This is a genomic window from Phyllobacterium sp. 0TCS1.6A, from assembly GCF_026420825.1.
GTDB lineage: Bacteria > Pseudomonadota > Alphaproteobacteria > Rhizobiales > Rhizobiaceae > Phyllobacterium.
The window spans coordinates 1-24401 of record NZ_JAPMAB010000005.1 but is presented as its reverse complement, the minus strand read 5'-3'; the positions used below and the strand labels follow the sequence as shown (position 1 = coordinate 24401).

23 protein-coding genes, 1 tRNA gene and 1 riboswitch are annotated in these 24401 nt (G+C 63.1%); of the genes, 11 read left to right on the top strand and 13 right to left on the bottom strand.

Going from position 1 to position 24401, the window contains the following annotated elements; all coding sequences use genetic code 11:
- Positions 1 to 132 precede the first annotated feature (132 nt).
- Positions 133 to 3597, top strand: a complete 3465-nt coding sequence (locus OSJ75_RS12390; protein WP_267228290.1) for a sodium:solute symporter family transporter — start codon at positions 133 to 135, stop codon at positions 3595 to 3597.
- A gap of 2 nt (positions 3598 to 3599) precedes the next feature.
- Here OSJ75_RS12390 and OSJ75_RS12385 read toward each other — a convergent pair whose 3' ends face one another.
- Positions 3600 to 4262: a response regulator transcription factor gene (locus OSJ75_RS12385; RefSeq protein ID WP_250015360.1), complete on the bottom strand. Its 663-nt coding sequence runs from the start codon at positions 4260 to 4262 to the stop codon at positions 3600 to 3602.
- 223 nt (positions 4263 to 4485) lie between these two features.
- Between OSJ75_RS12385 and pip the strand changes: the two genes are divergently transcribed.
- On the top strand, positions 4486 to 5436 hold the full coding sequence (gene pip, locus OSJ75_RS12380; RefSeq protein ID WP_267228289.1) for a prolyl aminopeptidase: 951 nt from the start codon (positions 4486 to 4488) through the stop codon (positions 5434 to 5436).
- Positions 5437 to 5454: 18 nt separating this feature from the next.
- Here the strand turns inward: pip and OSJ75_RS12375 are convergent, their stop codons facing one another.
- Entirely contained in the window at positions 5455 to 5898 is a 444-nt protein-coding gene (locus OSJ75_RS12375) for a VOC family protein (RefSeq protein ID WP_250015364.1), read from the bottom strand.
- Between the two features lie 90 nt (positions 5899 to 5988).
- Positions 5989 to 6423, bottom strand: a complete 435-nt coding sequence (locus OSJ75_RS12370; RefSeq protein WP_250015366.1) for a hypothetical protein — start codon at positions 6421 to 6423, stop codon at positions 5989 to 5991.
- A 131-nt stretch (positions 6424 to 6554) separates the two neighbouring features.
- On the opposite strand from OSJ75_RS12370, the gene OSJ75_RS12365 reads away from it, so the two are divergent.
- Together OSJ75_RS12365 and OSJ75_RS12360 are read left to right on the top strand one after the other, a co-directional pair.
- Positions 6555 to 6899, top strand: coding sequence for a DUF952 domain-containing protein (locus OSJ75_RS12365; RefSeq protein ID WP_267228287.1), 345 nt, complete (start codon positions 6555 to 6557; stop codon positions 6897 to 6899).
- Complete coding sequence (locus tag OSJ75_RS12360; protein ID WP_267228286.1) at positions 6899 to 7987, top strand: quinone-dependent dihydroorotate dehydrogenase; 1089 nt, start codon at positions 6899 to 6901, stop codon at positions 7985 to 7987. Before OSJ75_RS12365 ends, OSJ75_RS12360 begins: the two co-directional genes overlap by 1 nt.
- On the opposite strand, the gene OSJ75_RS12355 is transcribed toward OSJ75_RS12360, so the two are convergent.
- The 3 genes from OSJ75_RS12355 to OSJ75_RS12345 all read right to left on the bottom strand — a co-directional run bounded on the left by OSJ75_RS12355 (position 7984) and on the right by OSJ75_RS12345 (position 10233).
- Positions 7984 to 9336, bottom strand: coding sequence for an MATE family efflux transporter (locus OSJ75_RS12355; protein WP_250015373.1), 1353 nt, complete (start codon positions 9334 to 9336; stop codon positions 7984 to 7986). The genes OSJ75_RS12360 and OSJ75_RS12355 overlap by 4 nt on opposite strands.
- Before the next feature lie 79 nt (positions 9337 to 9415).
- A complete protein-coding gene (locus OSJ75_RS12350) occupies positions 9416 to 9913 on the bottom strand; it encodes a CAP domain-containing protein (protein ID WP_250015375.1) in 498 nt (165 codons plus the stop codon).
- 53 nt (positions 9914 to 9966) lie between these two features.
- A complete protein-coding gene (locus OSJ75_RS12345; protein WP_250015377.1) occupies positions 9967 to 10233 on the bottom strand; it encodes a DUF6460 domain-containing protein in 267 nt (88 codons plus the stop codon).
- Between the two features lie 193 nt (positions 10234 to 10426).
- On the opposite strand from OSJ75_RS12345, the gene OSJ75_RS12340 reads away from it, so the two are divergent.
- The 3 genes from OSJ75_RS12340 (at position 10427) to OSJ75_RS12330 (ending at position 13574) form a co-directional block, all read left to right on the top strand.
- Complete coding sequence (locus OSJ75_RS12340) at positions 10427 to 10957, top strand: FecR domain-containing protein (RefSeq protein WP_371929592.1); 531 nt, start codon at positions 10427 to 10429, stop codon at positions 10955 to 10957.
- A gap of 3 nt (positions 10958 to 10960) precedes the next feature.
- Positions 10961 to 12814 (top strand): CHASE2 domain-containing protein, encoded by a 1854-nt coding sequence (locus OSJ75_RS12335; RefSeq protein WP_267228285.1) that lies wholly within the window; start codon positions 10961 to 10963, stop codon positions 12812 to 12814.
- A 343-nt stretch (positions 12815 to 13157) separates the two neighbouring features.
- The gene (locus OSJ75_RS12330; RefSeq protein ID WP_267228284.1) at positions 13158 to 13574 is read left to right on the top strand and encodes a type II toxin-antitoxin system HicB family antitoxin; all 417 of its coding nucleotides are present in this window, start codon (positions 13158 to 13160) and stop codon (positions 13572 to 13574) included.
- A 31-nt stretch (positions 13575 to 13605) separates the two neighbouring features.
- Here the strand turns inward: OSJ75_RS12330 and OSJ75_RS12325 are convergent, their stop codons facing one another.
- The 3 genes from OSJ75_RS12325 to OSJ75_RS12315 form a co-directional block, all read right to left on the bottom strand.
- Positions 13606 to 13902 carry a hypothetical protein gene (locus OSJ75_RS12325; RefSeq protein WP_250015382.1) on the bottom strand — a complete coding sequence of 99 codons (297 nt, stop codon included), beginning with the start codon at positions 13900 to 13902 and terminating at the stop codon, positions 13606 to 13608.
- A gap of 8 nt (positions 13903 to 13910) precedes the next feature.
- Complete coding sequence (apaG, locus tag OSJ75_RS12320) at positions 13911 to 14303, bottom strand: Co2+/Mg2+ efflux protein ApaG (protein ID WP_250015385.1); 393 nt, start codon at positions 14301 to 14303, stop codon at positions 13911 to 13913.
- Positions 14304 to 14390: 87 nt separating this feature from the next.
- Positions 14391 to 15578, bottom strand: coding sequence for an O-succinylhomoserine sulfhydrylase (locus OSJ75_RS12315; RefSeq protein ID WP_267228283.1), 1188 nt, complete (start codon positions 15576 to 15578; stop codon positions 14391 to 14393).
- Between the two features lie 61 nt (positions 15579 to 15639).
- Positions 15640 to 15719, bottom strand: a riboswitch (SAM riboswitch).
- 81 nt (positions 15720 to 15800) lie between these two features.
- Between OSJ75_RS12315 and OSJ75_RS12310 the strand changes: the two genes are divergently transcribed.
- On the top strand, positions 15801 to 16889 hold the full coding sequence (locus OSJ75_RS12310) for a 2'-deoxycytidine 5'-triphosphate deaminase (protein ID WP_267228282.1): 1089 nt from the start codon (positions 15801 to 15803) through the stop codon (positions 16887 to 16889).
- Between the two features lie 62 nt (positions 16890 to 16951).
- Positions 16952 to 17025, top strand: a tRNA-Gly gene (locus OSJ75_RS12305).
- 59 nt (positions 17026 to 17084) lie between these two features.
- On the opposite strand, the gene OSJ75_RS12300 is transcribed toward OSJ75_RS12305, so the two are convergent.
- Genes OSJ75_RS12300 through OSJ75_RS12290 form a run of 3 tightly spaced genes read right to left on the bottom strand, consistent with a single transcriptional unit; the run spans position 17085 to position 20233 of the window.
- On the bottom strand, positions 17085 to 18089 hold the full coding sequence (locus OSJ75_RS12300) for an Hsp33 family molecular chaperone (RefSeq protein ID WP_267228281.1): 1005 nt from the start codon (positions 18087 to 18089) through the stop codon (positions 17085 to 17087).
- Positions 18082 to 19017: an ornithine carbamoyltransferase gene (gene argF, locus OSJ75_RS12295; RefSeq protein WP_250015393.1), complete on the bottom strand. Its 936-nt coding sequence runs from the start codon at positions 19015 to 19017 to the stop codon at positions 18082 to 18084. Before argF ends, OSJ75_RS12300 begins: the two co-directional genes overlap by 8 nt.
- Positions 19018 to 19027: 10 nt before the next feature.
- Positions 19028 to 20233, bottom strand: a complete 1206-nt coding sequence (locus tag OSJ75_RS12290; RefSeq protein WP_267228280.1) for an aspartate aminotransferase family protein — start codon at positions 20231 to 20233, stop codon at positions 19028 to 19030.
- Between the two features lie 459 nt (positions 20234 to 20692).
- Between OSJ75_RS12290 and OSJ75_RS12285 the strand changes: the two genes are divergently transcribed.
- On the top strand, positions 20693 to 21208 hold the full coding sequence (locus OSJ75_RS12285) for a GcrA family cell cycle regulator (RefSeq protein WP_250015397.1): 516 nt from the start codon (positions 20693 to 20695) through the stop codon (positions 21206 to 21208).
- A 96-nt stretch (positions 21209 to 21304) separates the two neighbouring features.
- Here OSJ75_RS12285 and OSJ75_RS12280 read toward each other — a convergent pair whose 3' ends face one another.
- On the bottom strand, positions 21305 to 22564 hold the full coding sequence (locus OSJ75_RS12280; RefSeq protein ID WP_250015398.1) for an ATP-binding protein: 1260 nt from the start codon (positions 22562 to 22564) through the stop codon (positions 21305 to 21307).
- 64 nt (positions 22565 to 22628) lie between these two features.
- Here OSJ75_RS12280 and ppk2 point away from each other — a divergent pair, with 64 nt between their 5' ends.
- Positions 22629 to 23555, top strand: coding sequence for a polyphosphate kinase 2 (ppk2, locus tag OSJ75_RS12275; RefSeq protein WP_267228279.1), 927 nt, complete (start codon positions 22629 to 22631; stop codon positions 23553 to 23555).
- Positions 23556 to 24401 lie beyond the last annotated feature (846 nt).

Below are 24401 nucleotides of genomic sequence, written 5' to 3'. Positions count from 1 at the left end.
AGACGCCGGCAAGAGTAGCAGAAGTTTTACGATAGTTAAGTGCTTGATTTGGTTTTCTACTGTTCATTTCCGCAGTAGTTCATCGCAACAAAACAATTACTAGTCTGATACATATTGGACAGAAAGTGACCCATGGGGTCGGCTGCATTCATCATCATCCAGCTTTACCTGCTGTTCCAGGCGCTGGTTGCGCTGCAGGCGGACAGACGCCCGGTTTCGACACGGCGCTCGCGGCAGCTTCTTTACCTGCTGGTGGTTATCGGCAGCGGGACATCCTGGATATTCTACGGCTCGCCCAGCTATGCGGCCGTGCATGGCATCGAATATATCGGCCTCTACATCGGCATCATCCTTGCCTATACGATCGGCTTTCCGGTGCTGGCGCATGTCGGGCGCGTCGTGCGGCAGCAGGGCATCGCCTCGATCTCGGATTTCATCGGTTCGCGCTATGGCAAGAGCTTCCTCGTCGCCGCCGTCGTCACGGCCATCGTCACCATCGGCCTCGTTCCCTATATCGCGCTGCAGGTGCGCGCGCTGCATTATCTTGCCGGCGCCTTCAAGGACCAGCCCTTTTTCCCGACGCTCGAACATGATCGTGCCCACGGCATCCTGGAGATCGGCGCGCTGATCCTTTGGGTCGTGTATTACTGCGCCCGCTCGCAAAGCTATGGCGAGCGCCATGAGGGGCTCCTCTTCGTCCTCGCCATGGATACCCTCATCAAGTTCGGCGCCTTCGTTCTCGTCGGCATCAGCATCCTGCTGGTGATCGACTGGCCGGATGCGTCGTTCGCCGATCGCCTGTGGCAGACGGATATCGTGGCAGGTTTCGGCCAGGATTTCTCCTTCGCCAATCTTGCCGGCCTCGCCCTGATCGGCGCGGCGGTGATCGTCCTTCTGCCCAGTCAGTTCTATGTGAATTTCGTCGACCAGCGCGGCGGACAGAACCTGCGATCGGCGCGCTGGTTCGTTCCGCTCTCGCTGTTCGTGATGGGCCTGTTCGTGCTGCCCATCGTCATCGCCGGCCAGGCATTTTCGCACAACCCCGAGCTCACCGACTTCTATTTCTTCACCGCGCCTCTCGCCGCGGGGGCAAATGTCGTTTCGATCATCGCCTTCATCGGCGGCGTGGCGGCGGCGACGAGCATGATCTTCCTGCCTTCGATGCTCCTCGCCGTATCCATCTCCAACGATATCGTGCTGCCCCTGCTCTGGCGCCGGGCGGCCGCCGATCGGAAGGGTGGAGACTTCGTCGGCACCATTCGCAATACGCGCATGGCGGTCATTGTCGTGGTCCTGCTGATCATGCTCATCTACGAGCATTATCTCAGCGACCATATATACTTCGCCTCGCTCGCCCTGATCTCGGCGGTGGCATTGATCCAGCTCCTGCCCGCCTTCGTCGGCGGCATCTTCTGGAACCGGGCGACGGCGCGCGGCGCGCTGTGGGGCATGTGCGGCGGCTTTGCCGTCTGGATCTATACGATGGTGCTGCCCTCTCTCCTCGATCCCGCCTCCGAACTGCTGATTGCGGGTCCTCTCAATCTGTCGGCGCTCAGGCCCGAAGCGCTGTTCGGCTCCGAGGTGAGCGCCTATGCCAATGGGTTGTTCTGGAGCCTCCTGGTCAATTCGACCCTGTTCGTCGCCGGGTCCCTGTCGCGCTCGCCGGCGCCGCTGGAACGCATCCAGGCGGCGCATTTCGTCATCGACGGTTCTGCCGTGGCCGATCCCGCCGACATGCTGCAACCGAATATCCTCTTCGGCCAGCTCAAGACCACGTTGGCGCGCTATATTGGCGAGCAGCACGCCGATTCCGCCTTTGCCACCTTTTGCCGGCAAGAGGAGATCACGCTGGCCGACGATCAGCCCGCCGACTTCAAGACCGTGCAATTCGCCGAGCACCTGCTTTCCGAGGTCGTCGGCCCGCCCTCGGCCCGCACCATTCTGGCCCTCGCAATGGGTCCGACGACCTCGTCGCAGCGCAAGGCGCAGATCCTGCTCGACCATGCCACCGGTGCGCTGGCGCAGAACCGGCAGCTGCTGCAGACCGCGCTCGACCGCATGGACCAGGGCATCGCCGTCTTCGACAGCGGCCACCGGCTGAGTTGCTGGAACCTGCAATTCCAGTTGATCCTCGAGCTGCCGCGGGAATTGCAGCGCATGGGCACGCCGCTCGGCCACATATTGCGGGCAATGTTCCAGCGTGGCGATCTCGTCGATCTTGGCGCCGAATACCAGACCAATGACGGCACCGCGCCGATCATTCCGTGGCGGATCAAGATGCGCAATGCCGAGCAGACGATCGAGGTGCGTTCGAACCCCATGCCCGGCGGCGGCCTGGTGACGACCTTCACCGATATCAGCCAGGCGGTGAATGCCGATGAATTGCTGCGCCGGACCAATGAATCGCTGGAGCAGCGCGTGCGCGAACGGACCGGCGAACTCACGCTGGCCAACCAGCAGCTGGTCAGGACGCAGAAGCGCGCCGAAGACGCCAATCTGGAAAAGACGCGGTTCCTGGCCGGCGCGAGCCATGACCTGCTGCAGCCGCTCAATGCGGCGCGGCTCTACTCGTCCGCGCTGACCGAACGCCTCGACAGCATCAATGAAAAGGAACTGGTGCGCAATCTCGACTCGTCGCTGGAAGCCGTCGAAACCATCATCAGCGCCCTGCTCGACATTTCCCGGCTGGATACCGGCGCGCTGAAGCCGGTGATCTCGGTGTTTCGCATGGATGCCCTGCTGCGGCAGGTGGAAAGCGATTTCATGCCCATCGCGCGCGAGAAGGGGCTGGAGCTGCGCATCCTGCCGACCTCGGCCGTGGTGGCGACGGATCGCAACCTGCTGCGCCGGCTGGTGCAGAACCTCGTTTCCAACGCCATCAAATATACCCGCTCGGGCAAGGTGCTGGTGGGCGTGAGGAGGCGGGGCCAGACCCTCCATCTCAATGTCCATGATACCGGTATCGGCATTCCGAGGACGCGCCTCGACGACATATTCCGCGAGTTCACCCGCCTGACCGGCGGCATGCGCGAATCCGACGGGCTGGGGCTCGGCCTCTCGATCGTCGAGCGTATCGCCCACCTGCTCGACATGGGCATCAGCGTCGATTCAACGCCCGGCCGTGGTTCCCGGTTCGCCGTGAGCATGGCGGCATCGCAAGCGCAGCCGGTATCGGTCAGCATTTCGGCGCCCGCGCCGCAAAAGCCGGGCGCGCTGGCCGGCCTGCGGGTGATGTGCATCGACGACAATGAAGCTTCGCTGGCGGGAATGCAGCAGCTGCTGCAGACCTGGGGCTGTACCGTCACGGCGTTTCGTTCGGCGGAAGCGGTTCGCCGCTACTGCCAGGACAAGGGCGCCATGCCCGAGGCGGTGCTGGCAGACTACAATCTCGACAATGAGAACGGGCTGGACCTGATCGGCTTCATCCGGGGCCATTTCGGCGGCGAGCTGCCGGCCTCGCTGGTAACGGCAGACCGTTCGGCGGAGGTCCTCGAAAGGGCGGCGCGGGACCATGTGACGATCCTCAACAAGCCGGTCAAGCCGGCGATGCTCCGGGCCCTGATAACGCGCTTGAAGGATAGCGTCGCGGCGGAGTGAGATCAGCTCTCGATCGCCTCGGCGATCTCGCGGTCGCCGCGAAACCGTGCAAGGCGGATGACGGCCTGGGTGCGGCTGTCGACGCCGAGCTTGTAGAGCACGGCCGAGACATGGGCCTTCACCGTGGCTTCCGAAACCTGCAACTCATGAGCGATCTGCTTGTTCAGCATGCCGTCCGCCATCATGCCGAGCACGCGGCTCTGCTGCGGCGTCAGCTTGCGGATGCAACGGATGAGATCGGCAAGCTCCGGCTCGAGTTCGCTCGGCTCGCTGTCGCCGAGCGGCGACCATATTCCGCCGTCGAGAATGACCTGCACGGCTGATCTTATCGTGTCGGGGCTGGAGGATTTGGAGATGAAACCTGCAGCGCCGAGCTCCAGCGCCGATTGTATGGTCACGGCATCGTCGCTCGCCGAAACGATGGCGATCGGCACCAGCGGCTGGATGGCGCGCAGGGCGATGAGGCCGGTAAGGCCGCCGGCATCGCTCAGCGAAAGGTCGAGAAGGACAAGGTCGAGATCGGTCGAGACATGAAGCAGTCGCTTTGCGCTTTCGAGATCGCCGATTTCCATGATTTCCAGCTGTTCGCCGAAGTTTGCCAGCGCCAGTTTGAGCGCGCCTCTAAACAATGGGTGGTCGTCTACGATAACGAACCGGTAATGCATCTGCTAATCCTCAATTGGTATCAAATAAAACATCTAAACCTAAAGGCGTAATGCCAACGACTAAATCCATTTTTTCTGATATATCAATAAGTATTTGGCACTTTGTAAAGTTCTTCGGCTGTATTGAGGGAACGTCGTTAAGCCTAGTCCGTTAAAGTGCCTTGGCAAAACCTTATTCCCGAGCGATTATTCAATTGTGGGGACGAGTTAGAAAGAGAATTGCATGATTACACACACTCTTTATCCGGAGGCACAGCCCTATCAGGAGCAGATGCTTGAAGTTTCGGGGTTGCACACGATACATATTGAGGAATGCGGCAATCCCGACGGCAAGCCGGTAATCATGATTCACGGCGGACCGGGTGGCGGCATCAACCCCACCATGCGTCGCCTGCATGATCCCGAACAGTACAGGATAATCCTCTTCGACCAGCGCGGCTGCGGCAAATCCACCCCGCATGCGGAGCTCGAGGAGAACACGACCTGGGACCTCGTCGCGGACATGGAGCGCATCCGCACCCATCTCGGCATCGACAAATGGCAGGTGTTCGGCGGGTCCTGGGGCTCGACGCTGGGGCTCGCCTATTCGCAGACCCATCCCGACCATGTCAGCGAACTCATCCTGCGCGGCATCTTCCTCGTCCGGCGCTTCGAGATCGACTGGTTCTATTCCAATGGCGCAAGCATCATCTATCCCGACCGTTTCGAGGCCTACCAGGCCCATATCCCGGAAGAGGAACGGGACGACATGGTCGCCGCCTATTACAAGCGCCTGACCGATCCAGACCCGGCCGTGCGCCTCGCCGCCGCCAAGAACTGGGCGCGCTGGGAAGGCTCCGCGCTGTCGCTGCTGCCGGACCCCGCGCGCGCCGAAGCCTTCGCGTCGGATAATTTCGCCATCGCCTTTGCGCGCATCGAATGCCACTACTTCCAGAATGGCGGCTTCCTCGAAACCGACGATCATCTGCTGCGCCATGCGCATCTGATCCGGCACATCCCCTGCACCATCGTGCATGGCCGCTATGACATGTGCACGCCGCTGCTCAATGCCTGGCACCTCAAGAAAGTATGGCCGGAAGCCGATTTGCGCATCGTCGAGGATGCCGGTCATGCCGTCACCGAACCCGGCATCGTGCACGAGCTGATCGCGGCGACCAAGCGCTACGCCGCCTAGGCCGACAAGGCCCGCCGATCACGCTGCAAGATGCTTGCGGCGTGATTTGACCACCCAGAGATGGCCGAAGGGATCGACGAGAACGCCCGCCCTGTCGCCATTGTCGAGGGTCTCGACCGCGTTGCGGACGCGCGCGCCCTCCGCGACGGCATGGTGCATGATGCGATCCGCATCATCGACATGGATGTCGAGCATGACCGGCGTCGCGCCGATGGCATGGGCCGAGCGCGGCCCGCCGAGCGACGCATCCGCATCGCGCTTGGGATTGGCGCCCACGATCATGATGACGGATTCGCCGAGCCGGATCTCCGCCGCTATCAGCACGCCCTGGTGCAGATAGGGCCTGCCGACAAGCTGCGCCCCGAATACCGCCCCATAGAAGTCCAGCGCGTTCTGCTGGTCCCCATGACGCACAAAAAGCCTTATCGACACCTCGCCAATCAGTGTTGGTACGGCAAACATCTCATCGCTCCCAGAGAAAGTGGAGCGACCACTATCCGTCATCATTGAGAACAAATCAAGAACAAACAGTCTCGATCGCCACGCTCGTCCTCAGGTTTTTTGCGGCGTCGCGGGCGATTGCGGCTCGGTCTTGTCCTCGTCCAGCTCCTTGGCGAGCCCCATGAAACGGCGCATGAAACGCTCCATATAGCTGAGGCCCTTTTCGAAATCCTCCTCGGTCGGAAGCGCGTCCCGCACGGCGGGCGGCAGCTTGCCGATGCCGGCGACGGTTTCCTCCAGCTTCGCCACCCGCGCCTTCAGGTCGGCGATGTCGTCCTCGTAGAGCGTGCGTTCGTCGGCGGCGACCTTGCAGACGAGCTGGTTCAGCTTTTCGTGGCAGATCGACATTTCGCCGGTACGGTTGTTCATCCGGACATAGCCTTCGGCGGTCTTTTCGAGCGTATAATTCGCCGTTTCCTCGGCCGCGGCCGGGCCGGCGAGTAGCATGGCGGCAAGCATGACCGGTACTGCGTTTGATCTTGGCATTTCAGGCCTCCAGCGTTCGATACGGGTCATCATCGCCGTACAATACGCCAAAAATCCGAAACCTTCATGAATTCTGTGACCGGCGCGTCTGCGCTCTTTGCGAAAGCCGTATTTAGCGCTAGTAAGCGCGCATGTCGCAACTCATCTACAAGATCGCACCGCGAGCGCTCTGGCACGCTGCCGAAGCCAAGGGCGTTTTCGACGGCGCGCCCGTCGACCTGGCCGATGGCTATATCCATTTCTCCACCGCCGGGCAGTTGCACGAGACCGCCGCCAAGCATTTTTCCGGGCAGGACGATCTCCTGCTCATCGCCGTCGATGCCGCCGCTCTCGGCGACAGCCTGCGCTTCGAGCCGTCGCGCGGCGGCGCGCTGTTTCCCCATCTCTATGCGGCGCTGCCCGTCAATGCCGCGGCCTGGGTCAGGCCCCTGCCACTCGGCGGCGACGGCAGGCACATCTTTCCGGATCTCAGCTAATGGCCAGTCTGTTCCAATCCATCGGGCAAAGGACCCTGTTCTCCCTCGAGCCGGAGCGGGCGCATGGCCTGTCGATCATGGCCTTGCGTTCCGGCATCGTGCCCGCCTGTGCGACACCGGGCGATCCCGCGCTTCGGATCAATGTCGCCGGGCTCGATTTTCCCAATCCGCTCGGCATGGCGGCCGGCTACGACAAGAATGCGGAAGTGCCGGACGCCCTGTTGAAGCTCGGTTTCGGCTTCGCCGAAGTCGGCACCCTGACGCCGCTGCGGCAATCCGGGAACCCCAAGCCGAGAATATTCCGGCTGGTACAGGATCGCGCCGTCATCAACCGTCTCGGCTTCAATAATGAGGGCCACGAAGCCGCGTTCCGCCGGTTGTCGGAGCGTAGCGGCAAGCGCGGCATCATCGGCGTCAATATCGGCGCCAACAAGGATTCGCCCGACCGCATCGCCGATTATGTCGCCGGCATAAGGCGCTTCGCCGGCGTCGCCAGCTATTTCGCCGTGAACATCTCCTCTCCCAATACGCCGGGCCTGCGCGACCTGCAGACGCGCGACAGCCTGAAGGAACTGCTCGGCCGCGTGCTCGCCGAGCGCGACCGGCAGCAGGGGTCGAAGCGGCCGGTATTCCTGAAGATAGCGCCCGACCTGCCCGAAGCGAGCCTGGACGATATCGCCGCCGAACTCGCGCTTCACCCGCTCGACGGCCTCGTCGTTTCCAATACCACCCTCTCCCGCAGCGGCCTGATCAACCAGCTGGAACAGCGCGAGACAGGCGGTCTTTCGGGCGCGCCGCTGTTCGAACGTTCGACCATCGTCCTGGCGAAGATGCGCCAGCGCGTCGGCGCCGACCTGCCGATCATCGGCGTCGGCGGCATTGACAGCGCCGAGACGGCCCTTGCCAAGATCCGCGCCGGCGCCGATCTGGTTCAGCTCTATACGGGGATGATCTACAAGGGTCCCGGCATAGCGGCCGAGATCGTCAAGGGCCTTTCCGAGCAGATGAAGCGGGAGGCCGTCGCCAACATATCCGGCCTGCGCGATCTCGACACGGCCGATTGGGCGGCCCGGCCGCTGCTGGCCTAGGCCGCGAACTGCGCCCGGGCGCGGGACGGCAGGATCGCCAGCAGCGATATGCCCCGCAGTCCGAGGAACAGGTGCAGGGCGAGCCAGAGCCCGTGATTGCCAAAATAGACCGGCAACACCAGATAGGCCGCGAAATAGCCGGCCAGCGACAGCAGCATCATGTTGCGCATGTCGCGCGACCAGGTGGCGCCGATGAAGACACCATCCATGTGGAAGGCCAGCAGCCCCATGACCGGCGCCAGCGCCGCCCAGGGCATATAGGTCGATGCCATTTCCTGCACCTCGGGCGATTTGATCAGGAACCTTATGATGCCGTCGCCGAAGGCGAGGAAGAACAGCGCCATCGCGCTGGCGAGCATCAGGCCCCACAGGAAGGAAAGCCGCACGCCGCGGTCGAATGCCGGGCGGTAATGGGCGCCGACCGCGCGGCCGGATATCTGCTCGGCGGCGGTGGTGACACCGTCGATGAGATAGCCCGAGACGAGGAGAAAATTCATGAGTACGGCATTCGCCGCCAGCGTCACCGCGCCTGCCGTGGTGCCGGCGCGGGTGAAATAGGCATAGGCGATGAGCAGGAAGAACGAGCGCAGCATGATATCCCGGTTCACCGCGAACATCCGGCGCAGCTCATGCGGATCGAGGATCATCGCCAATGTCGGGTTCGGCTCGGCGCGGAACTGCCGATAGACGAGCACCAGTCCGACGACCAGCGCGATGCCTTCGCCGAGCACGGTACCCCAGGCGATGCCGGCGACGCCCCAGCCGGCCAGCAGCCCCAGCCCGATGGTCATGGCGATATTGATGCCATTGAGCAGGAATTGCAGATAGAGCCCCTGCATGGCCCGGCCCTGGCCGAGCAGCAGGCCGAGCACGGCATAATTGGCAAGCGCCATCGGCGACGACAGAAGGCGGATCGTGACATAGGTCGACATCGCCGCCGATACTGCCGGGTCCGGCTGCATGAAGCGGTTCGTCGCCATCAGCACGAGCGGCGTCGCCAGGATGAAGACGATGCCGGCGATCAGGGCGATGCCGATGGAGCGCCAGAACACCGCCTGCTGCCCCACCTTGTCATGCATGCCCATGGCCTGGGCCACCAGGCCGGTAGTGCCGGCGCGCAGGAAATTCATCGTCGAGAACAGGAAGTCGAAGACCAGCGCACCGATGGCGAGGCCGCCGAGCAGATGCGGATCACCCAGCTGGCCGACCACCGCCGTATCGACGAGGCCGAGCAGCGGCGTCGTCAACGATGCGAGCATGACCGGAATGGTGATCGCCAGCATCAGCCGGTTCGTCACCTCGAAGGGCCGGACAATCTTCTGCTGCTGTGTCGGCGGAGTGTCGTTCATGAAGGGCACCGGAGGTTGCGGCGGGTTGTGCCGTTACCCCTCTCTATGCCATTGCCGGCGTCCGCTTGCCAGTGGCAAATCAGCGCCCGAGCACGAGTGCCCAGTAACGTTCGCTGCTGCCATTCGCGGCTTCAGCATAGGCGAGGCCATAATGCCTGAACCGCGGGTCGAGCATGTTGCGCCGATGCGGCGGCGAAGCCATCCACATGGCGAACAGGCGGTCGATACCCATCCTGCCCATCGCGATGTTCTCGGCCGCCGCGCCATCGATGCCATTGCCGCCGACGCGCGTGGCGAAATCCCTGCCCCAACCGGTGGTATGGGTCATCCGGCCCCGGCTCGCCATGTAAATGGCCTGCTGCAGGGCGGCCTGCTCGAGCCTGCTGTCGGGCGACATGGATTCGAGCCCGTTGCCGGAGCGCACCGCCGCCATCGCGCCGCTGGCGGAACCGGACACGCCGGCGCTGGCGCCCGGCCCCCTGCCTGCCGACTGGCAGGCCGCGAGCGGCAGCAGCAAAGCGAGCAGCGCCCAGTGAAGATGCCTGCGCGGGCGCAGGACCGAATGAATGGCTGGCATGGATGACCTCGTGATAAGTTCACCCGTGCCTAGAGATGAATTGTGCCAAAAATTCAGCGGCGATAGTTCAACAATCTCAAGATGATGAAGCAGGGCACCACGACGGCGGCGCCGAGCAGCAGGTAAGACGCGAAGCTCTCGATCGCGCCGAAGCCGAGATTCCAGATGCGGCGTATGAAGCGCTCGACGCCATAGACGATGTCCATCGGCGACCAGTCGAACGCGTTCATGACGACGCCGACGACCAGCGATACGACGATCAGCTTGAGCAACACCCGGCCGGGCGTATCCCCTAGAAAGCTGTTGGACCTGTCCGTCATCGATTTCTCCAAGCTGCGTGCTGCGACCATGGCTGATGTAAAGCATATTGCCATGAATTCAAGCTGTCCTGCCCGATTGGCGCGGCAGACCCTGCACTCGGCCGTGCTGGCGATCCATAGGATTCATTAGGCGCCGGCGCTTTGTTTGCACGGTGGATGGCCGTATAATGGCGCAAGATCGGGGGCGCGTTCCATGACTACCATTGCCAATGTCTCATGCTGGGCTGCCGCCCTTGGCGTTGCGGCCATGCTCGCTTCGCCCGCCCGCGCCCAGTCGTCGCCGGGTTCGGGTTGCACGCTCCATCCGGTCGGCGGCACGGCGCGGCATGTCCTGCAATGCCGCGGCGGCCTGAAGATCACCGCCGAGGCCAATGCGCGCTACAGCCTGATCGACAGCAACCGCGATGGCAGCGTCGACAAGGTGCGCCTGCAGGACAAGGCGATTCTCATCGATGCACCCGCCTCCCCTCAAGGCTTCGAGGTGATCACGCCCCAGGCCATCGCCGCCGTGCGCGGCACGCGCTGGGCCGTGGATGCGAGCGCGGCAGGCACAGCCGTCTTCGTCGCAAGGGGCGCCGTGGATGTGAGGCGCCGCGCCGCTGGCGAGCCGGTCGTGCTCGGCCCGGGCCAGGGCGTCGACGTCGATGCGGGGTCTGCCGCCCTGGTGGTGAAGCGGTGGCCGGCAAAGCGGGTCGCCGCCCTCATGGCCCGGCTCGGCCAATAGGACATGAAGTACCGCAGCGCCCTGATGCTGGCGGCGCTGACGCTTACCCTCGTTTGGGGCGCCGGGCTTGGCGCCGCCCACATGCGCAGCAATCTCTGGTTCCTGGAGCGCGTCGAGGCGACGCTGACGGACCTGCGCATTCTCCTGCGCGGCAGCCGGCCCGCCCCCGATGCGCTGACCATCGTCGCCATTGACGACCAGACGGTGCAGCGGACCGGCAGCTATCCGCTGGCGCGCGCCAGGATCGCCGAGCTGATCGACGCCATCGGCCGGGCGCGGCCGAATATCATCGCCGTGGACATGCTGTTCCTCGAGGCCGGGGCGGCGGAAGGCGATGCCGCGCTCGCCGCCGCCCTTGCGCGCTCGCCTTCGATCATAGCGGGCGCCGCCGTGTTCCAGCGGAGCAGCCAGCGCGCCGGCGCCGGCGGAACCCTCCTCGACCGCATCCCCGACGCCGAGAGCTTCCTGCTGCCCCTGCCGCGCTTCAGCGAGGCGGCACAGGTCGGCATCGTCAATGTCGGCACGGACCAATCCGGCACGCCGCGCGAAATCCCGATGATATTCCGCAGCGGCAGCGACATACGCGCCGCCTTCCCCCTGCAGGCCGCGGCGCTCTCCCTCGGCGTCGAGCCGGTCTTCGGGGCGGACGGCATCGAGCTCGGCGGCAGGCATGTCGCGACCGATAGCGGCCAGGCGCTGCCGCTGGCATTCCATGGCCCGCGCGGCACGATAAGGACGATCAGCGCCGCTGCCATTCTCGACGGCAGCTTCGATCCCGCCGATATTTCCGGCAAGATCGTGGTCCTCGGCACCACCGTGACCGGCGGCGGCGACGTCTTCCCGACCCCGTTCGACCAGGTCCTTCCCGGCGTCGAAGTCATCGCCACCGCCATCGGCCATCTGGTTGCCGATGGCGGCATCACCCGCAACCGGTTCACGCATGGCATCGACGCCGCGACCACCATCCTCCTGCCAATGCTGCTGGTCGCCATATTGGCGTTCTGGCCAAACGCGCCGGGCCTCGCGGCGATGGGCGCCGTGCTCGTCTGCTGGCTGGCGCTCAATGCCCTGCTGTTCTCCAACGGCCTGTGGCTGAGCATATCGCTGCCGCTGACCGCCATCGGCCCGCCAGTGCTGATATTCGGCGCGCTGCAGCTGCTCCTGAACCGGCGGCGGGCGCAGCATTTCGCCAGCCAGAGCCGCATGTTGCAGGCCATCCAGGCGCCCGGCCTCGGCAAATGGCTGGCGCGCCATCCGGATTTTCTGGCTTTGCCGGTGCGCCAGGATGCGGCGGTGATCTTCATCGACCTGTCGGGCTTCACCGGCCTCAGCGAAATCCTCGGCCCCAATTCGACGCGCGACCTGCTCAACGGCTTCTACCAGATGGTGGACGAGGAAGTGGCGGCTAGCGGCGGCAGCATCATCAGCTTCATGGGCGATGGCGCCATGATCCTGTTCGGCCTGCCGGCGCCGAAGCCGGACGATGCGCAGCGCGCCCTCGGCTGTGCCGTCAGTCTCTGCGGCCGCACCCGGCAATGGCTGGCGACGCTGCCCTCCTCGACCAGCGAGCGCATCGGCTACAAGGTCGGCGCGCATTTCGGCACGGTCGTCGCCTCGCGTCTTGGCGGCGGCGAGCGCCAGCAGATCACCGCGACTGGAGACACGGTCAACATCGCCAGCAGGCTCATGGAGATCGCCAAGGCCAACCGCGCCGAACTGGCGCTCAGCAGCGAAATCCTGCATGTGGCGGGTCCGGACAATGCCGCCTCGGCGCGAGGCACGCTGACCGGCCCGCTCGAAGCCGAAATCAGGGGCAGGTCCGGGGCCGTGACGATCTGGCTATGGCGCGGCGGATGAGGGGGCGCACGTTTTCGTTCGAATGGCGTTGACGCCCGCACGTTTTCGTGCGACGCCTGTGGGACGATCAGTCAGGTAGAGGGCGGATGAACAGAGAGCAGTTTATTCCGCGCCATTCGGAGGCTGGCAAGAAAGACAGGAGCGTCGTTCGACGTCGATAAAACGAAGGGCAAGGGTTCACACTATACGGTGTCCTATGACGGGAAATGGACCACGGTCCAAAGCGAGCTGACACCACTGAGGATCAACAGGATTCTTGCCCAGCTTGATATTGATCCCGCCGACATTTAGGCGGGTCGATCCATCAGGCCATCGCAGGACGAAGACGATCAAGGAGACGGCAATGTTTTACCCGCTTGGCTTTACAGATGAGGACGGAGACATAGTCGTGCGCAGCCGTGACTTCCCGGAGCTTCTCACAGCTGGGGAGAGCGCTGAAGAGGCACGTGACAACGCTGAAGATGCGCTGGACGTCGTCGTTCTCACCTATCTCGAAAAAGGCATCGACCTCCCGGAGCCCTCGGAGGAACAGGCTGGGGAAGAGTGTGTATATGTCTCCGCCACGGTTGCTGCGAAGGCATTGGTGATTCAGGCGTTCAAGGAGTCCGGTATCTCCAAGGTCGAACTCGCCAGGCGTATGGGAATTGCAGAGACCGAGGCCAGAAGGATTCTGGATCCTCATTATGGCACCAAGCTCGACAGGATCGACGATGCTGCCAAGGCCCTTGGCCGTCGCATCGTGCTGGACCTCGCTTCCTGACTGTAAGAGCGGGAGCTGAAGCTGAAAAGAACTAGGCGCGCATCGGCGCCGTGATTTCGTGGACGGCGCCGATGACGATCAGGATGACGATATAGGCGGCGACGATCAGCCAGAGCGGCCAGGGCCGCGTCGATTTCTTCGCCAGGAGGCCGACGATCAGGCCGGGGACGAGCGCGAGGGCGACGAGCTGGCTTGCCGCCTCGGACGGCGTCTTGAAGCTCGGCAGCGTGACGCCGAAATAGAGCGCCGCGAGGGCGATCGCCAGCGCGATGGCTGAACAGACGAGCCCTTTGAGATAGGGGGATTGCGTGCGCTCGGTGCCGGTCATGGGGAAGCCTAGTTGATGGTGCGGGACTGGTCGGGAATATCCAGCGAAAAGGCCGGAATGTCGATATCGAAGCGGTCGCCGCCGACGCTTTGCATCGTATATCTGCCGACCATCATGCCCGAAGCGGTCTTCAGCGGGCAGCCGGACGAATATTGGAAGGAATCGCCCGGGTTCAGCACCGGCTGCTCGCCCACGACCCCCGGTCCGCGCACTTCCTCGACATTGCCATGCGCGTCGGTGATCTGCCAGTAGCGCGACCGCAATTGCACGGTCGCGTCGGATTCGTTGGAGATCGTTATCCGGTAGCCCCAGACATAATGGTTCGCCGCCGGGTCGGACTGATCCTCCAGGTAAAAGGGTTCGACAGTGACTTCGATCTCGCGTGTGATGGCTTTATACATACCTGTCCCAGTGTATGTTCCTGATATCGCCAGCCACGCCGGCGGCGTCAACCGCTGCGATCTAAATCCTTTGTGATCGCCCTGCGTTCACGCCTTCAGCGCCATGTCGAGATCCTCGATCAGGTCGTCGGCATCCTCCAGGCCGACGGACAGCCGCAACAGCCCATCGGAAATGCCGAGCTCCGCCCGCGCCTCGTCCGACAGGTTCTTGTGGGTCGTGGTCGTCGGATGGGTGATGAGGCTCTTCGCATCGCCGAGATTGTTGGAGATCTGCACGATCTCGAGCGCGTTTTCAAAGCGGAACGCACCCTTCTTGCCGCCCTTGACCTCGAAGGCGACAAGGGTCGAGCCGCCGCTCATCTGCCGGGCGATGATATCCGCCTGCGGATGGTCGGCGCGGCCGGGATAGACTACCTTGGAAATGCCCGGGTGATCGGCGAGGAAATCGGCGAGCCGCCGCGCCGTCTGGGTCTGCTGGCGCACGCGCACGGCGAGCGTTTCCAGCCCCTTCAGCATCACCCAGGAATTGAACGGGCTCAGCCCCGGGCCGGTATGGCGGAAATATTCGTGCAGGTTGGCGTCGATCCATTCCTTGTCGGAAAGAATCATGCCGCCGAGGCAGCGCCCCTGCCCGTCAATGTGCTTGGTGGTCGAGTAGACGACGATATGCGCGCCGAGCTCCAGCGGCTTCTGGAACAGCGGCGTGGCGAAGACATTGTCGACGATCAGCTTCGCGCCGACAGAATTCGCGACCTTGGCGACGGCAGTGATGTCGATCACTTCCAGCGTCGGATTGGTCGGGCTCTCGAGGAACAGCACCTTGGTGTTGGGGCGGATCGCATTCTCCCAGTTCTCGATCCTGGAACCATCGATCAGGGTGAACTCGACGCCATAGCGCGGCAGCAAGGTCTCGATGATGTAGCGACAGGAGCCGAACATCGCCCGCGCCGCCAGCACGTGGTCGCCGGCCTTGACCTGGCACAGGATCGCCGCCGCGACGGCCGCCATGCCGGAGGCGGTGGCGCGCGCATCCTCGGCGCCTTCCAGCGCACACATGCGCTTTTCGAACATGTCGGTCGTGGGGTTGGCATAGCGCGAATAGATGAAGCCCGGATCCTCGCCCTTGAAACGGGCCTCGGCGGACTCGGCGTCGGGATAGACGAAACCCTGTGTCAGGAACAGCGATTCCGATGTCTCGCCAAAGCCTGAGCGAAGCGTGCCGGCATGGACGAGCTGGGTGGCGGGGCGGAAATTGCGGCTTTTCTTCTCGGTCATCGTTTTCTCAATCTGCCTCGTGGAGGCAATAAAAAACCGGCCTTGCGGGAATCGCAAAAAGGCCGGACGTGACCGGGCCTCTTTTAGCAAATTGTTTTACGTGGCTGCAAGCCGGCCGGCCAAATCACCACGGGATAAGATTGCTTTAATCCTCTTGGGCGCTTGCGTCAATCGGGTGAAACGCTAAAGCTTTCACCGGATTTGACAGGATTTGACGACCATATGACACGACAAGCGGGCATTCTTGCCGATAGCGGCATCAGGGCATTGCACCAGGCGGGGGCGCTGACGACGGAGCGCGAATTCGACAGCGACCAGATCCAGCCGGCGAGCCTCGACCTGCGTCTCGGCGCCAAGGCCTACCGCGTCCGCGCCAGCTTCATGCCCGGCCCGGCAACGCCGGTCATCGACAAGCTCGAACGGCTGAAGCTGCACGAGATCGACCTGACCGCCGGCGCCGTGCTCGAAACCGGCTGCGTCTATATCGTGCCGCTGCTCGAAAGCCTGGAGCTTCCGGCGGACGTGTCGGCCTCGGCCAATCCGAAGAGCTCGACCGGCAGGCTCGACATTTTCACCCGCGTCATCGTCGATGGCGCGCAGGAGTTCGACAAGGTGCCAGCCGGCTATCGTGGCCCGCTCTATCTCGAAGTCAGCCCGCGAACCTTCCCGATCGTCGCGCGCACCGGCTCGCGCCTGTCGCAGATCCGGTTCAGGACCGGCCGTGCGCAGCTCGACGAGGCCGAGCTTGCGGCGCTGCACGGCACGGAGACGCTGGTCGCCTCGGACACGCCCGACATCACCGGCGGCGGCATTGCGCTGTCGATCGACCTGACCGGCGATGCCAGCGGCCTTGTCGGCTATCGCGGCAAGCACCATACGGCGGTCGTCGATGTCGACAGGCGCGGCGCGCATGATCTCTATGATTTCTGGGAGCCGATCCACGATCGCGGCGCGCGCGAACTCGTTCTCGATCCCGACGAGTTCTATATTCTCGTCTCGCGCGAGGCGGTGCATGTGCCGCCGCTCTTTGCCGCCGAGATGACGCCGTTCGATCCGCTGGTGGGCGAATTCCGCGTCCATTATGCCGGGTTCTTCGATCCGGGCTTCGGCCATACGGCCGCCGGCGGCACCGGCAGCCGGGCGGTGCTCGAAGTGCGCAGCCATGAAGTGCCCTTCATCCTCGAACACGGGCAGATCGTCGGCCGGCTGATCTATGAACACATGCTCGAACGGCCGAAGGCGCTTTATGGCACCGATCTCGGCTCAAATTACCAGGCGCAGGGCCTCAAACTGTCGAAGCATTTCCGCTGAAGCTTGTACTGGACAATTCTTGGCTTGCATTTTCGCGCGCCAACCAGCACTGATAGGCGCATGCGGATGTAGTTCAATGGTAGAACGGCAGCTTCCCAAGCTGCATACGAGGGTTCGATTCCCTTCATCCGCTCCAGCCATTTCCAGCCGGCCGCAATTCATCCCTCATGGGATGGCATGGCGGCGTGCCACGCCCTAGTTCCTGGGGCGGAACTCGGCCGGATCGAACTCGTACAGCGTCGAGCAGAATTCACAGGTCACGCTGATCTTGCCGTCCTCGATACTGTCGTCGATCTCCTCGGCGGTGAAGCCCGACAGCACCCCGGCGATCTTCTCGCGCGAGCAGGAACATTCGTCGCTGACCGGCACCGCGTCGAAGACACGCACGCCGCGCTCGTGGAACAGGCGATAGAGCAGCCGCTCGGCGCCGACCTGCGGGTCGGTCAGTTCCGAGCTCTCGATGGTCGATACCAGCGCCTTGATCTCGGCCCAGTCATCATCCTCGCGGAATTCCGACATGTCGTCCAAGGCGGATTCCGGCACGTCCCCCGCCGAAAGGTCCGGCTGGCGCATGCGCAGCTCCGACTCCGGCAGGAACTGCACGATCAGCCCCCCGGCCCGCCATTGCTCCACCGGCCTTCCATCCTCGCCGCGCTCGATGAGCTTGGCCACGGACAGGCGCAGATCGGTCGGGATCTGCTCCGACTGGCGGAAATAGGTCTTGGCGATCTCTTCGAGATTGGAACCGTCGAGCGCGACGATGCCCTGGTAGCGCTGCGTATATTCGCCCTGGTCCACCGTCAGCGCCAGGGTGCCGCTGCCGAGGAGTTCGGCCGGCGCCGTCGCCTTCTGCTCGATGGCATCGGCGAGCCGCTCCTCGTCGAAACGCGCATAGGCGCGCACCGCATTGGGCGTGCTGAAATCGACGACGAGCATGTCGACAGGCCCGTTCGACTGCGACTGGAAGATGAACTTGCCCTCGAATTTCAGCGAGGTGCCAAGCAGCACGGTCAGCACGATGGCCTCTGCCAGGAGCTTGGCCACCGGCTCAGGATAGGCATGCCGGCTCAGAATATCGTCGAGCGTCGGACCGAGCTGCACGGCGCGGCCGCGCGCATCGAGCGCTTCCACCTGGAAGGGCACGACGGCATCGTCGCCAGCGAACATATATTCGTCCGGACGGCCTGTCACATCAGACATTGCGACCTCCCTCGAGACACCAGGCCAGGATGGCCTTCTGCGCATGCAGCCGGTTTTCCGCCTCATCGAAGACCACGGAATGCGGCCCGTCAATAACCGAATCCGTCACTTCCTCGCCGCGGTGCGCCGGCAGGCAGTGCATGAACAGCGCATCGGGATTGGCATGCTGCATCAGCGTGTCATTGACCTGATAGGGCACGAACACATTATGCCCGCGGGCGCGTCCTTCCTGGCCCATCGAGACCCAGGTATCGGTGACGATGCAATCCGCACCGCTGACCGCCGCGACGGGATCCGTCGTCAGCATCAGCCGCGCGCCGCTCTGCCGCGCCCATTCGAGATAGCGCGCATCGGGCTCGCTGCCCTCGGGCGTCGCTATGTTGAGATTGAAATCGAAGCGGGCCGCCGCCTCGACAAGCGAATGCAGCACATTGTTGCCGTCGCCCGTCCAGGCGAAGGTCTTGCCCTTCACCGGGCCGCGATGCTCCTCGAAGGTCATGATGTCGGCCATGATCTGGCAGGGATGCGTATCGTCGGTCAGCGCATTGATGACCGGCACCGTCGCATTCTCCGCCATCTCGGTCAGGCGCTCATGCGTCGTCGTGCGCATCATGATGATATCGACATAGCGCGACAATACTTTAGCGGTGTCGGCAATCGTCTCGCTGCGGCCGAGCTGCATCTCGGAACCGGTGAGCATGATGGTCTCGCCGCCGAGCTGGCGCATGCCGACATCGAAGGACACGCGCGTCCGGGTGGACGGCTTGTCGAAGATCATCGCCAGGACCTTGCCGGCGAAGGGCTTTTCCATGGCGCCGGCCTTCAGCCTCGTCTTGCGCGCGCGCGCATCGTCGAGAATGGTCCGCAGATCGGTTGCCGAAAGGGCCGAAATATCCGTGAAGTGACGGACGTCAACTTTGATCGTCATGATGCTGCCCTCAAGCGATCTTCTGCCGGGCGACCGGAGCAAGGCGCTCCGCCGCCGCTTCGATTTTCGCCAGGGCGTCGCGGATTTCCTCCTCGGTTACCACGAGCGGCGGGATGAGCCGGACGACATTGTCGCCGGCGCCGACCGTCAGCAGATGCTCGTCGCGCAGCGCCTGCACCATGGTCGTGTTCGGCACCACGCATTTGAGCCCGCGCAGCAGGCCGCGCCCGCGCACTTCGGCGATGACCTCCGGATAGCGATCGGCGATCGAGGCAAGGCCCTGCTTCAACAGGATTTCCATCTGCCGCACATGCTGCAGGAAGCCATCGGCCAGCGCGATATCGAGCACGGCATTGCCGACGGCCATCGCCAGCGGATTGCCGCCATAGGTGGTGCCGTGGGTGCCTGCCGTCATGCCCTTGGCGGCCTCGGCCGTCGCCAGGCAGACGCCGAGCGGGAAGCCGCCGCCGATGCCCTTGGCCACCGCCATGATATCCGGCGTGATGCCGGACCATTCATGGGCGAAGAGACGACCGGTACGGCCCATGCCAGATTGCACCTCGTCGAGGACGAGCAGGATGCCGTGCTCGTCGCACAGTTTGCGCAGCGCGCGCATGGTTTCGTCCGGCACCAGCCGCACGCCGCCCTCGCCCTGGATCGGCTCGATCAGGATGGCGGCGGTCTCCGGGCCGATGGCAGCCTTCAGCGCCGCGTCGTCGCCGAAGGGAACCTGGTCGAAGCCTTCCACCTTGGGGCCGAAGCCTTCGAGATATTTGGCCTGGCCGCCGGCGGCGATGGTCGCGAGCGTGCGTCCGTGAAACGCGCCCTCGAAGGTGACGATGCGGAAGCGTTCCGGATGGCCGTTGACATAATGATAGCGGCGCGCCGTCTTGATGGCGCATTCCAGCGCCTCGGCGCCCGAATTGGTGAAGAAGGCCTTGTCGGCGAAGGTATGGTCGACAAGCCGCTGCCCGAGCCGCTTCTGCCCGGGGATTTCATATATGTTGGACAGGTGCCACAATTTCTCGGCCTGCGACTTCAGCGCTTCGACGAGATGCGGATGGGAATAGCCGAGGAGATTGACAGCGATGCCGGCAGCGAAATCGAGATAGCGCTGACCGTCTTCCGTGGTCAGCCAGACACCCTCTCCTCGCTCAAAGCGCAGGCCCGCACGAGCATAAGTGTCGTAAAGCGGCTGCGCATTTGCGTCCGTCATTTTGTTCGGGCCTCCAAAACCCAGTTGCCAAGCTTGCTGTTCCCGTCATGGAAATCGGCAAAAATGAAATCAAAAAGCCGCCCACAATGCCATTTGGGGCGGCCGCACGGGTGTAATATCATCATTCAAGGTCGAATTGTCAAATGAACGTTTCGCCGATTTCGGGGCTTTGGCGGCACCGCTCCGCGGGCTTTGCCGGCAAGCGAGAAAAGAGTCTTTTCTGCAACAGTTTAACCTTCAAGTTGGGGAAAACCGAAAAAAGCAACGGAACCGACCGTGCCCGACTCTTGTCACGGAGTCATCGCATATTGTAGTTTGGAAATCGAAATAGCTAGATTTCGTACGGCGTCCTCGTCACCTGGATAGATATGGTATTTGTTCAATCTGGAGCAATCCCGATGCGAGGAAGGATTCAGTCCGCCAGCCGTGCAAAACAGAGCCCCATATGGAGCTAGGGACATGAACTGGACAGACGAGCGCGTGGAGCAGCTGAAGAAACTTTGGGCCGACGGCCTGAGCGCGAGCCAGATCGCTGCGCAGCTGGGCGGCGTCAGCCGGAATGCCGTGATCGGCAAGGTCCACCGGTTGAAGCTTTCGGGGCGCGGCAAGACCACTTCCAGCCAGGCACGCAGCAAGAAGGTCAACAATTCCGGCGCCGGCCAGCGCAGCTCCGGCGCCAGCCACATGTCCGCCCGTGTGGTGAGCCGCAGCGTCGGCGCGACGGCGCTGCAGACCGAATTCAGCACCGAGGTCGTGACCCACACGGTCACCCGGCCGGCCGAGAATGTCGTCGTTCCGATTTCGCGGCGGCTCGAACTCGTGCAGCTGAGCGAGCGGACCTGCAAATGGCCCGTGGGCGACCCGCTGATGCCCGGCTTCAGCTTCTGCGGCAATGATGTCGGCGAGAGCGGACCCTATTGCAGCTACCATTCGCGCCTGGCCTACCAGCCGGCGTCGGACCGCCGCCGCAAATAGGGTTCCGGCCTGAACCGGACATGATCCTGCATTGTTCTGAGGCGCCACACGGCGCCTCCTTTGTTTTGGGGCTGTGGGCCGGCGGGACTGCTTCCCTCAGGCGTCGCTGGCGCCGAACAGCACCGTGAACGAGGCGCCCTCGCCAAGGCGCGAGCGGATGACCAGCCGGGCGCGGTGGCGGGTAAGGATATGCTTGACGATGGCGAGGCCGAGCCCGGTGCCCTTCTGCGCCTTGCTGGTTTCGGCGTTGACCCGGTAGAACCGCTCGGTCAGCCGCGGTATGTGCTCGTCGGCGATGCCGGGGCCGAAATCCTGGATTACGGCCTTGGTCACATCGCCGCTGCGCTTCAGTTCGACGACGACGCGTTTGCCGGACTGGCCGTATTTGCAGGCATTCTCGACGAGGTTCTGGAACACCTGCGTCAGCTCGTCCCGATCGCCGAGCACATTGATCGGGCCGGCCGCGACATCGCGCTCGATGGTGACGCCGAGATCCTCCGCCAGCGGGCGCATCGTATCGGCGACATGGTTGAGGACGGCGCTCAGATCGACCTGGTCCTTGACCGCGATATGCGCCTTCATCTCGATGCGCGACAGCGACAGGAGATCGTCGATCAGCCGCGCCATGCGTTCGGCCTGCTTGTGCATGATCTCGAGGAAATTCTCGCGCGCCTTCTCGTCATTGCGGGCCGGGCCGCGCAGCGTCTCGATGAAGCCGGTCAGCGATGCCAGCGGCGTGCGCAGCTCATGACTGGCATTGGCGATGAAATCCGAGCGCATCCGTTCCAGCCGGTGCGCCTCGGTCTGGTCGCGGAACGACAGGAGGAATTGCGGCTCGCCCGCGCCCACCCGGTCGAGCAGCAGCACCGTCGCCCGGTACCAGCGCTCCAGCGGCACCCGCTCGAAATAATCGGTCGAGCGCGCGGTGCCGTCCTCCATCACCGCATGGACCAGCGCCTGGATCTCCGGCGCGCGGAAATGCATCAGCAGCGTGCCGCCGCGGGCGATCGCCCGGAACGCGCCGCTTGCCGCCGGATTGGCATAGAGAATGGTGCCCTCGCGATCGAAGATGATGAGAGGATCGGGCAATTGCGCCGCAAGCTGCTGGCCGGACAGGCGGAAGATCACCGGATCGGCCGGCTGTTCCGACAGGGCATCGGTGCGGGGCAGCGCCGCCGAAAGCCCGACGACGGCGACGAGCACCAGCATCAATATGCCGAAGCTCAGCCACCAGGACGCGCCGAAGCTCAGCACCAGCGCCGTGACGAAGGCCGCCGCCGCCAGCACGAAACGCGAGCGGATGATGCGTTCGATTATCCTGCCTCTCAGACCGTCCCGGTTTTCGGCTATGCTCATGAATAGATAAACTCCATGCGTCTTAATGGTGGACGCTGTTCCGATGTCCCAATAACATGGCTTTATGTCAATTGAGGAAGGCGCCTTGGGGAAAAGTCCGAAACCGAAAACACCATCTTCGCAGAAAACTATAAAGCCGGTGAAACTCGTGGTCGATGGCAGGAAGCGCAGCTTCGACATCGAGAACCCGAAGCTGCCCGACTGGATCGACGCCACGGCGCTGTCTTCCGGCAATTATCCCTATGACGGCAAGATGCCGAAGGACGAGTACAAGGCCACGCTGGAAGCGCTGCAGATCGAGCTCGTCAAGCTGCAATACTGGCTGCAGGAAACGGGCGGGCGCGTCATGACCGTTTTCGAGGGCCGGGATGCGGCCGGCAAGGGCGGCACCATCTTCAACCTGCGGCAATATATGAACCCGCGCACCGCGAGGAACGTCGCCCTGACCAAGCCGACGGAAGTCGAAGCCACGCAGTGGTATTTCCAGCGCTATGTGGCGCATTTCCCCAGCGCCGGCGAGTTCGTCACCTTCGACCGATCCTGGTACAATCGCGCCGGCGTCGAGCCGGTGATGGGTTTCTGCACGCCGCAACAGCGCGACGCCTTCCTCGACGAAGTGCCGGGCTTCGAGCGCATGATCGTCGCCGACGGCATCCACTTCTTCAAGATATGGCTCAATATCGGCCAGACGATGCAATTGAAACGCTTTCACGACCGGCGCCACAGCCCGCTGAAGAACTGGAAGTTTTCGCCGATGGACATTGCCGGCATCGGCAAGTGGGACGATTATACCAAGGCGCGCGACCTGATGATCCAGCGCACCCATACGCAGCACGCGCCATGGACCGTGGTGCGGGCGAACGACAAGCGCCGGGCGCGCATCGCCGTGATCCGCAGAATATTGCTCAGCCTGCCCTATGCGGGCCGGGACACCGATATCATCGGCAAGGAAGACCCGCTGGTCATCGGCTCAGGCGCGGAGTTTTTCTGACATATGGGGTGGTGATCGGGTCGGGCCGCATGGTGGTGGCAGGGCGAGAGTTCGGGGATTTCAAACCCTGTCTCTCTCCGTTTTGCTCTCACCATTTTCCTCATGCTGAGCCAACCTCCCTCATGCTGAGCCCCCTCATGGTGAGCCCCCACCTCCCTCATGCTGAGCTCGTCGAAGCACGCACTATTTCGATTTGATGCAAGTAAAGAAAGGGACTGCACAAGCGTTGTTGCGCCCTTCGACAGGCTCAGGATGAGGGAGAGTAGAGATTTGCAGGGTTCTAGTTCTGCGAGGTTTCAAACCCAGGCTCCCAATCTTACCGCCACCAACCCACTTCCCTCATGCTGAGCCCCTCATGGTGAGTTCGTCGAACCACGAAGCACGCACTATTTTGATGCGGTGCTATAAAAAAGCGATTGCACAAACGTTGCTGCGCCCTTCGACAGGCTCAGGATGAGGGAATTGGGTGTTTGGCAGGGGGATAATTCTGCGAGGTTTCAGACCTGGGCTCCCTGCTTTTTCTGCAATCAAATCAACGTCCCTCATCCTGAGCCTGTCGAAGGACGCACTTTATTCATGCAACACACGCCCCTCCTGGTGGGATAAATGGAAACTTATCCCACCTGTTTGAAACCGGGTTATTGTGATTCGGTCCTTTCCAGTGGGGGAGCAGCTTCCGGTGCTGTTTCGAAAGCTGGGAAAGGGTGGCGTTGCCGGATAGTCGGAAGTGACAACCCCGATTGGCTGGCAAACTGCAGAAGGAAACGGAGGTGGCGCTTCGTTTTCCGGGTTGTTGCGTCTGACAAACGCAATGATAGCAGGCAAAGACGTCGCGGGCGGTCTTCG

Excerpts from the sequence above, each read along its gene's own strand:
- OSJ75_RS12390 (WP_267228290.1), top strand. The coding sequence starts at position 133 with ATGGGGTCGGCTGCATTCATCATCATCCAGCTTTACCTGCTGTTCCAG.
- OSJ75_RS12385 (WP_250015360.1), bottom strand. The coding sequence starts at position 4,262 with ATGCATTACCGGTTCGTTATCGTAGACGACCACCCATTGTTTAGAGGC.
- pip (WP_267228289.1), top strand. The coding sequence starts at position 4,486 with ATGATTACACACACTCTTTATCCGGAGGCACAGCCCTATCAGGAGCAG.
- OSJ75_RS12375 (WP_250015364.1), bottom strand. The coding sequence starts at position 5,898 with ATGTTTGCCGTACCAACACTGATTGGCGAGGTGTCGATAAGGCTTTTT.
- OSJ75_RS12370 (WP_250015366.1), bottom strand. The coding sequence starts at position 6,423 with ATGCCAAGATCAAACGCAGTACCGGTCATGCTTGCCGCCATGCTACTC.
- OSJ75_RS12365 (WP_267228287.1), top strand. The coding sequence starts at position 6,555 with ATGTCGCAACTCATCTACAAGATCGCACCGCGAGCGCTCTGGCACGCT.
- OSJ75_RS12360 (WP_267228286.1), top strand. The coding sequence starts at position 6,899 with ATGGCCAGTCTGTTCCAATCCATCGGGCAAAGGACCCTGTTCTCCCTC.
- OSJ75_RS12355 (WP_250015373.1), bottom strand. The coding sequence starts at position 9,336 with ATGAACGACACTCCGCCGACACAGCAGCAGAAGATTGTCCGGCCCTTC.
- OSJ75_RS12350 (WP_250015375.1), bottom strand. The coding sequence starts at position 9,913 with ATGCCAGCCATTCATTCGGTCCTGCGCCCGCGCAGGCATCTTCACTGG.
- OSJ75_RS12345 (WP_250015377.1), bottom strand. The coding sequence starts at position 10,233 with ATGACGGACAGGTCCAACAGCTTTCTAGGGGATACGCCCGGCCGGGTG.
- OSJ75_RS12340 (WP_371929592.1), top strand. The coding sequence starts at position 10,427 with ATGACTACCATTGCCAATGTCTCATGCTGGGCTGCCGCCCTTGGCGTT.
- OSJ75_RS12335 (WP_267228285.1), top strand. The coding sequence starts at position 10,961 with ATGAAGTACCGCAGCGCCCTGATGCTGGCGGCGCTGACGCTTACCCTC.
- OSJ75_RS12330 (WP_267228284.1), top strand. The coding sequence starts at position 13,158 with ATGTTTTACCCGCTTGGCTTTACAGATGAGGACGGAGACATAGTCGTG.
- OSJ75_RS12325 (WP_250015382.1), bottom strand. The coding sequence starts at position 13,902 with ATGACCGGCACCGAGCGCACGCAATCCCCCTATCTCAAAGGGCTCGTC.
- apaG (WP_250015385.1), bottom strand. The coding sequence starts at position 14,303 with ATGTATAAAGCCATCACACGCGAGATCGAAGTCACTGTCGAACCCTTT.
- OSJ75_RS12315 (WP_267228283.1), bottom strand. The coding sequence starts at position 15,578 with ATGACCGAGAAGAAAAGCCGCAATTTCCGCCCCGCCACCCAGCTCGTC.
- OSJ75_RS12310 (WP_267228282.1), top strand. The coding sequence starts at position 15,801 with ATGACACGACAAGCGGGCATTCTTGCCGATAGCGGCATCAGGGCATTG.
- OSJ75_RS12300 (WP_267228281.1), bottom strand. The coding sequence starts at position 18,089 with ATGTCTGATGTGACAGGCCGTCCGGACGAATATATGTTCGCTGGCGAC.
- argF (WP_250015393.1), bottom strand. The coding sequence starts at position 19,017 with ATGACGATCAAAGTTGACGTCCGTCACTTCACGGATATTTCGGCCCTT.
- OSJ75_RS12290 (WP_267228280.1), bottom strand. The coding sequence starts at position 20,233 with ATGACGGACGCAAATGCGCAGCCGCTTTACGACACTTATGCTCGTGCG.
- OSJ75_RS12285 (WP_250015397.1), top strand. The coding sequence starts at position 20,693 with ATGAACTGGACAGACGAGCGCGTGGAGCAGCTGAAGAAACTTTGGGCC.
- OSJ75_RS12280 (WP_250015398.1), bottom strand. The coding sequence starts at position 22,564 with ATGAGCATAGCCGAAAACCGGGACGGTCTGAGAGGCAGGATAATCGAA.
- ppk2 (WP_267228279.1), top strand. The coding sequence starts at position 22,629 with ATGTCAATTGAGGAAGGCGCCTTGGGGAAAAGTCCGAAACCGAAAACA.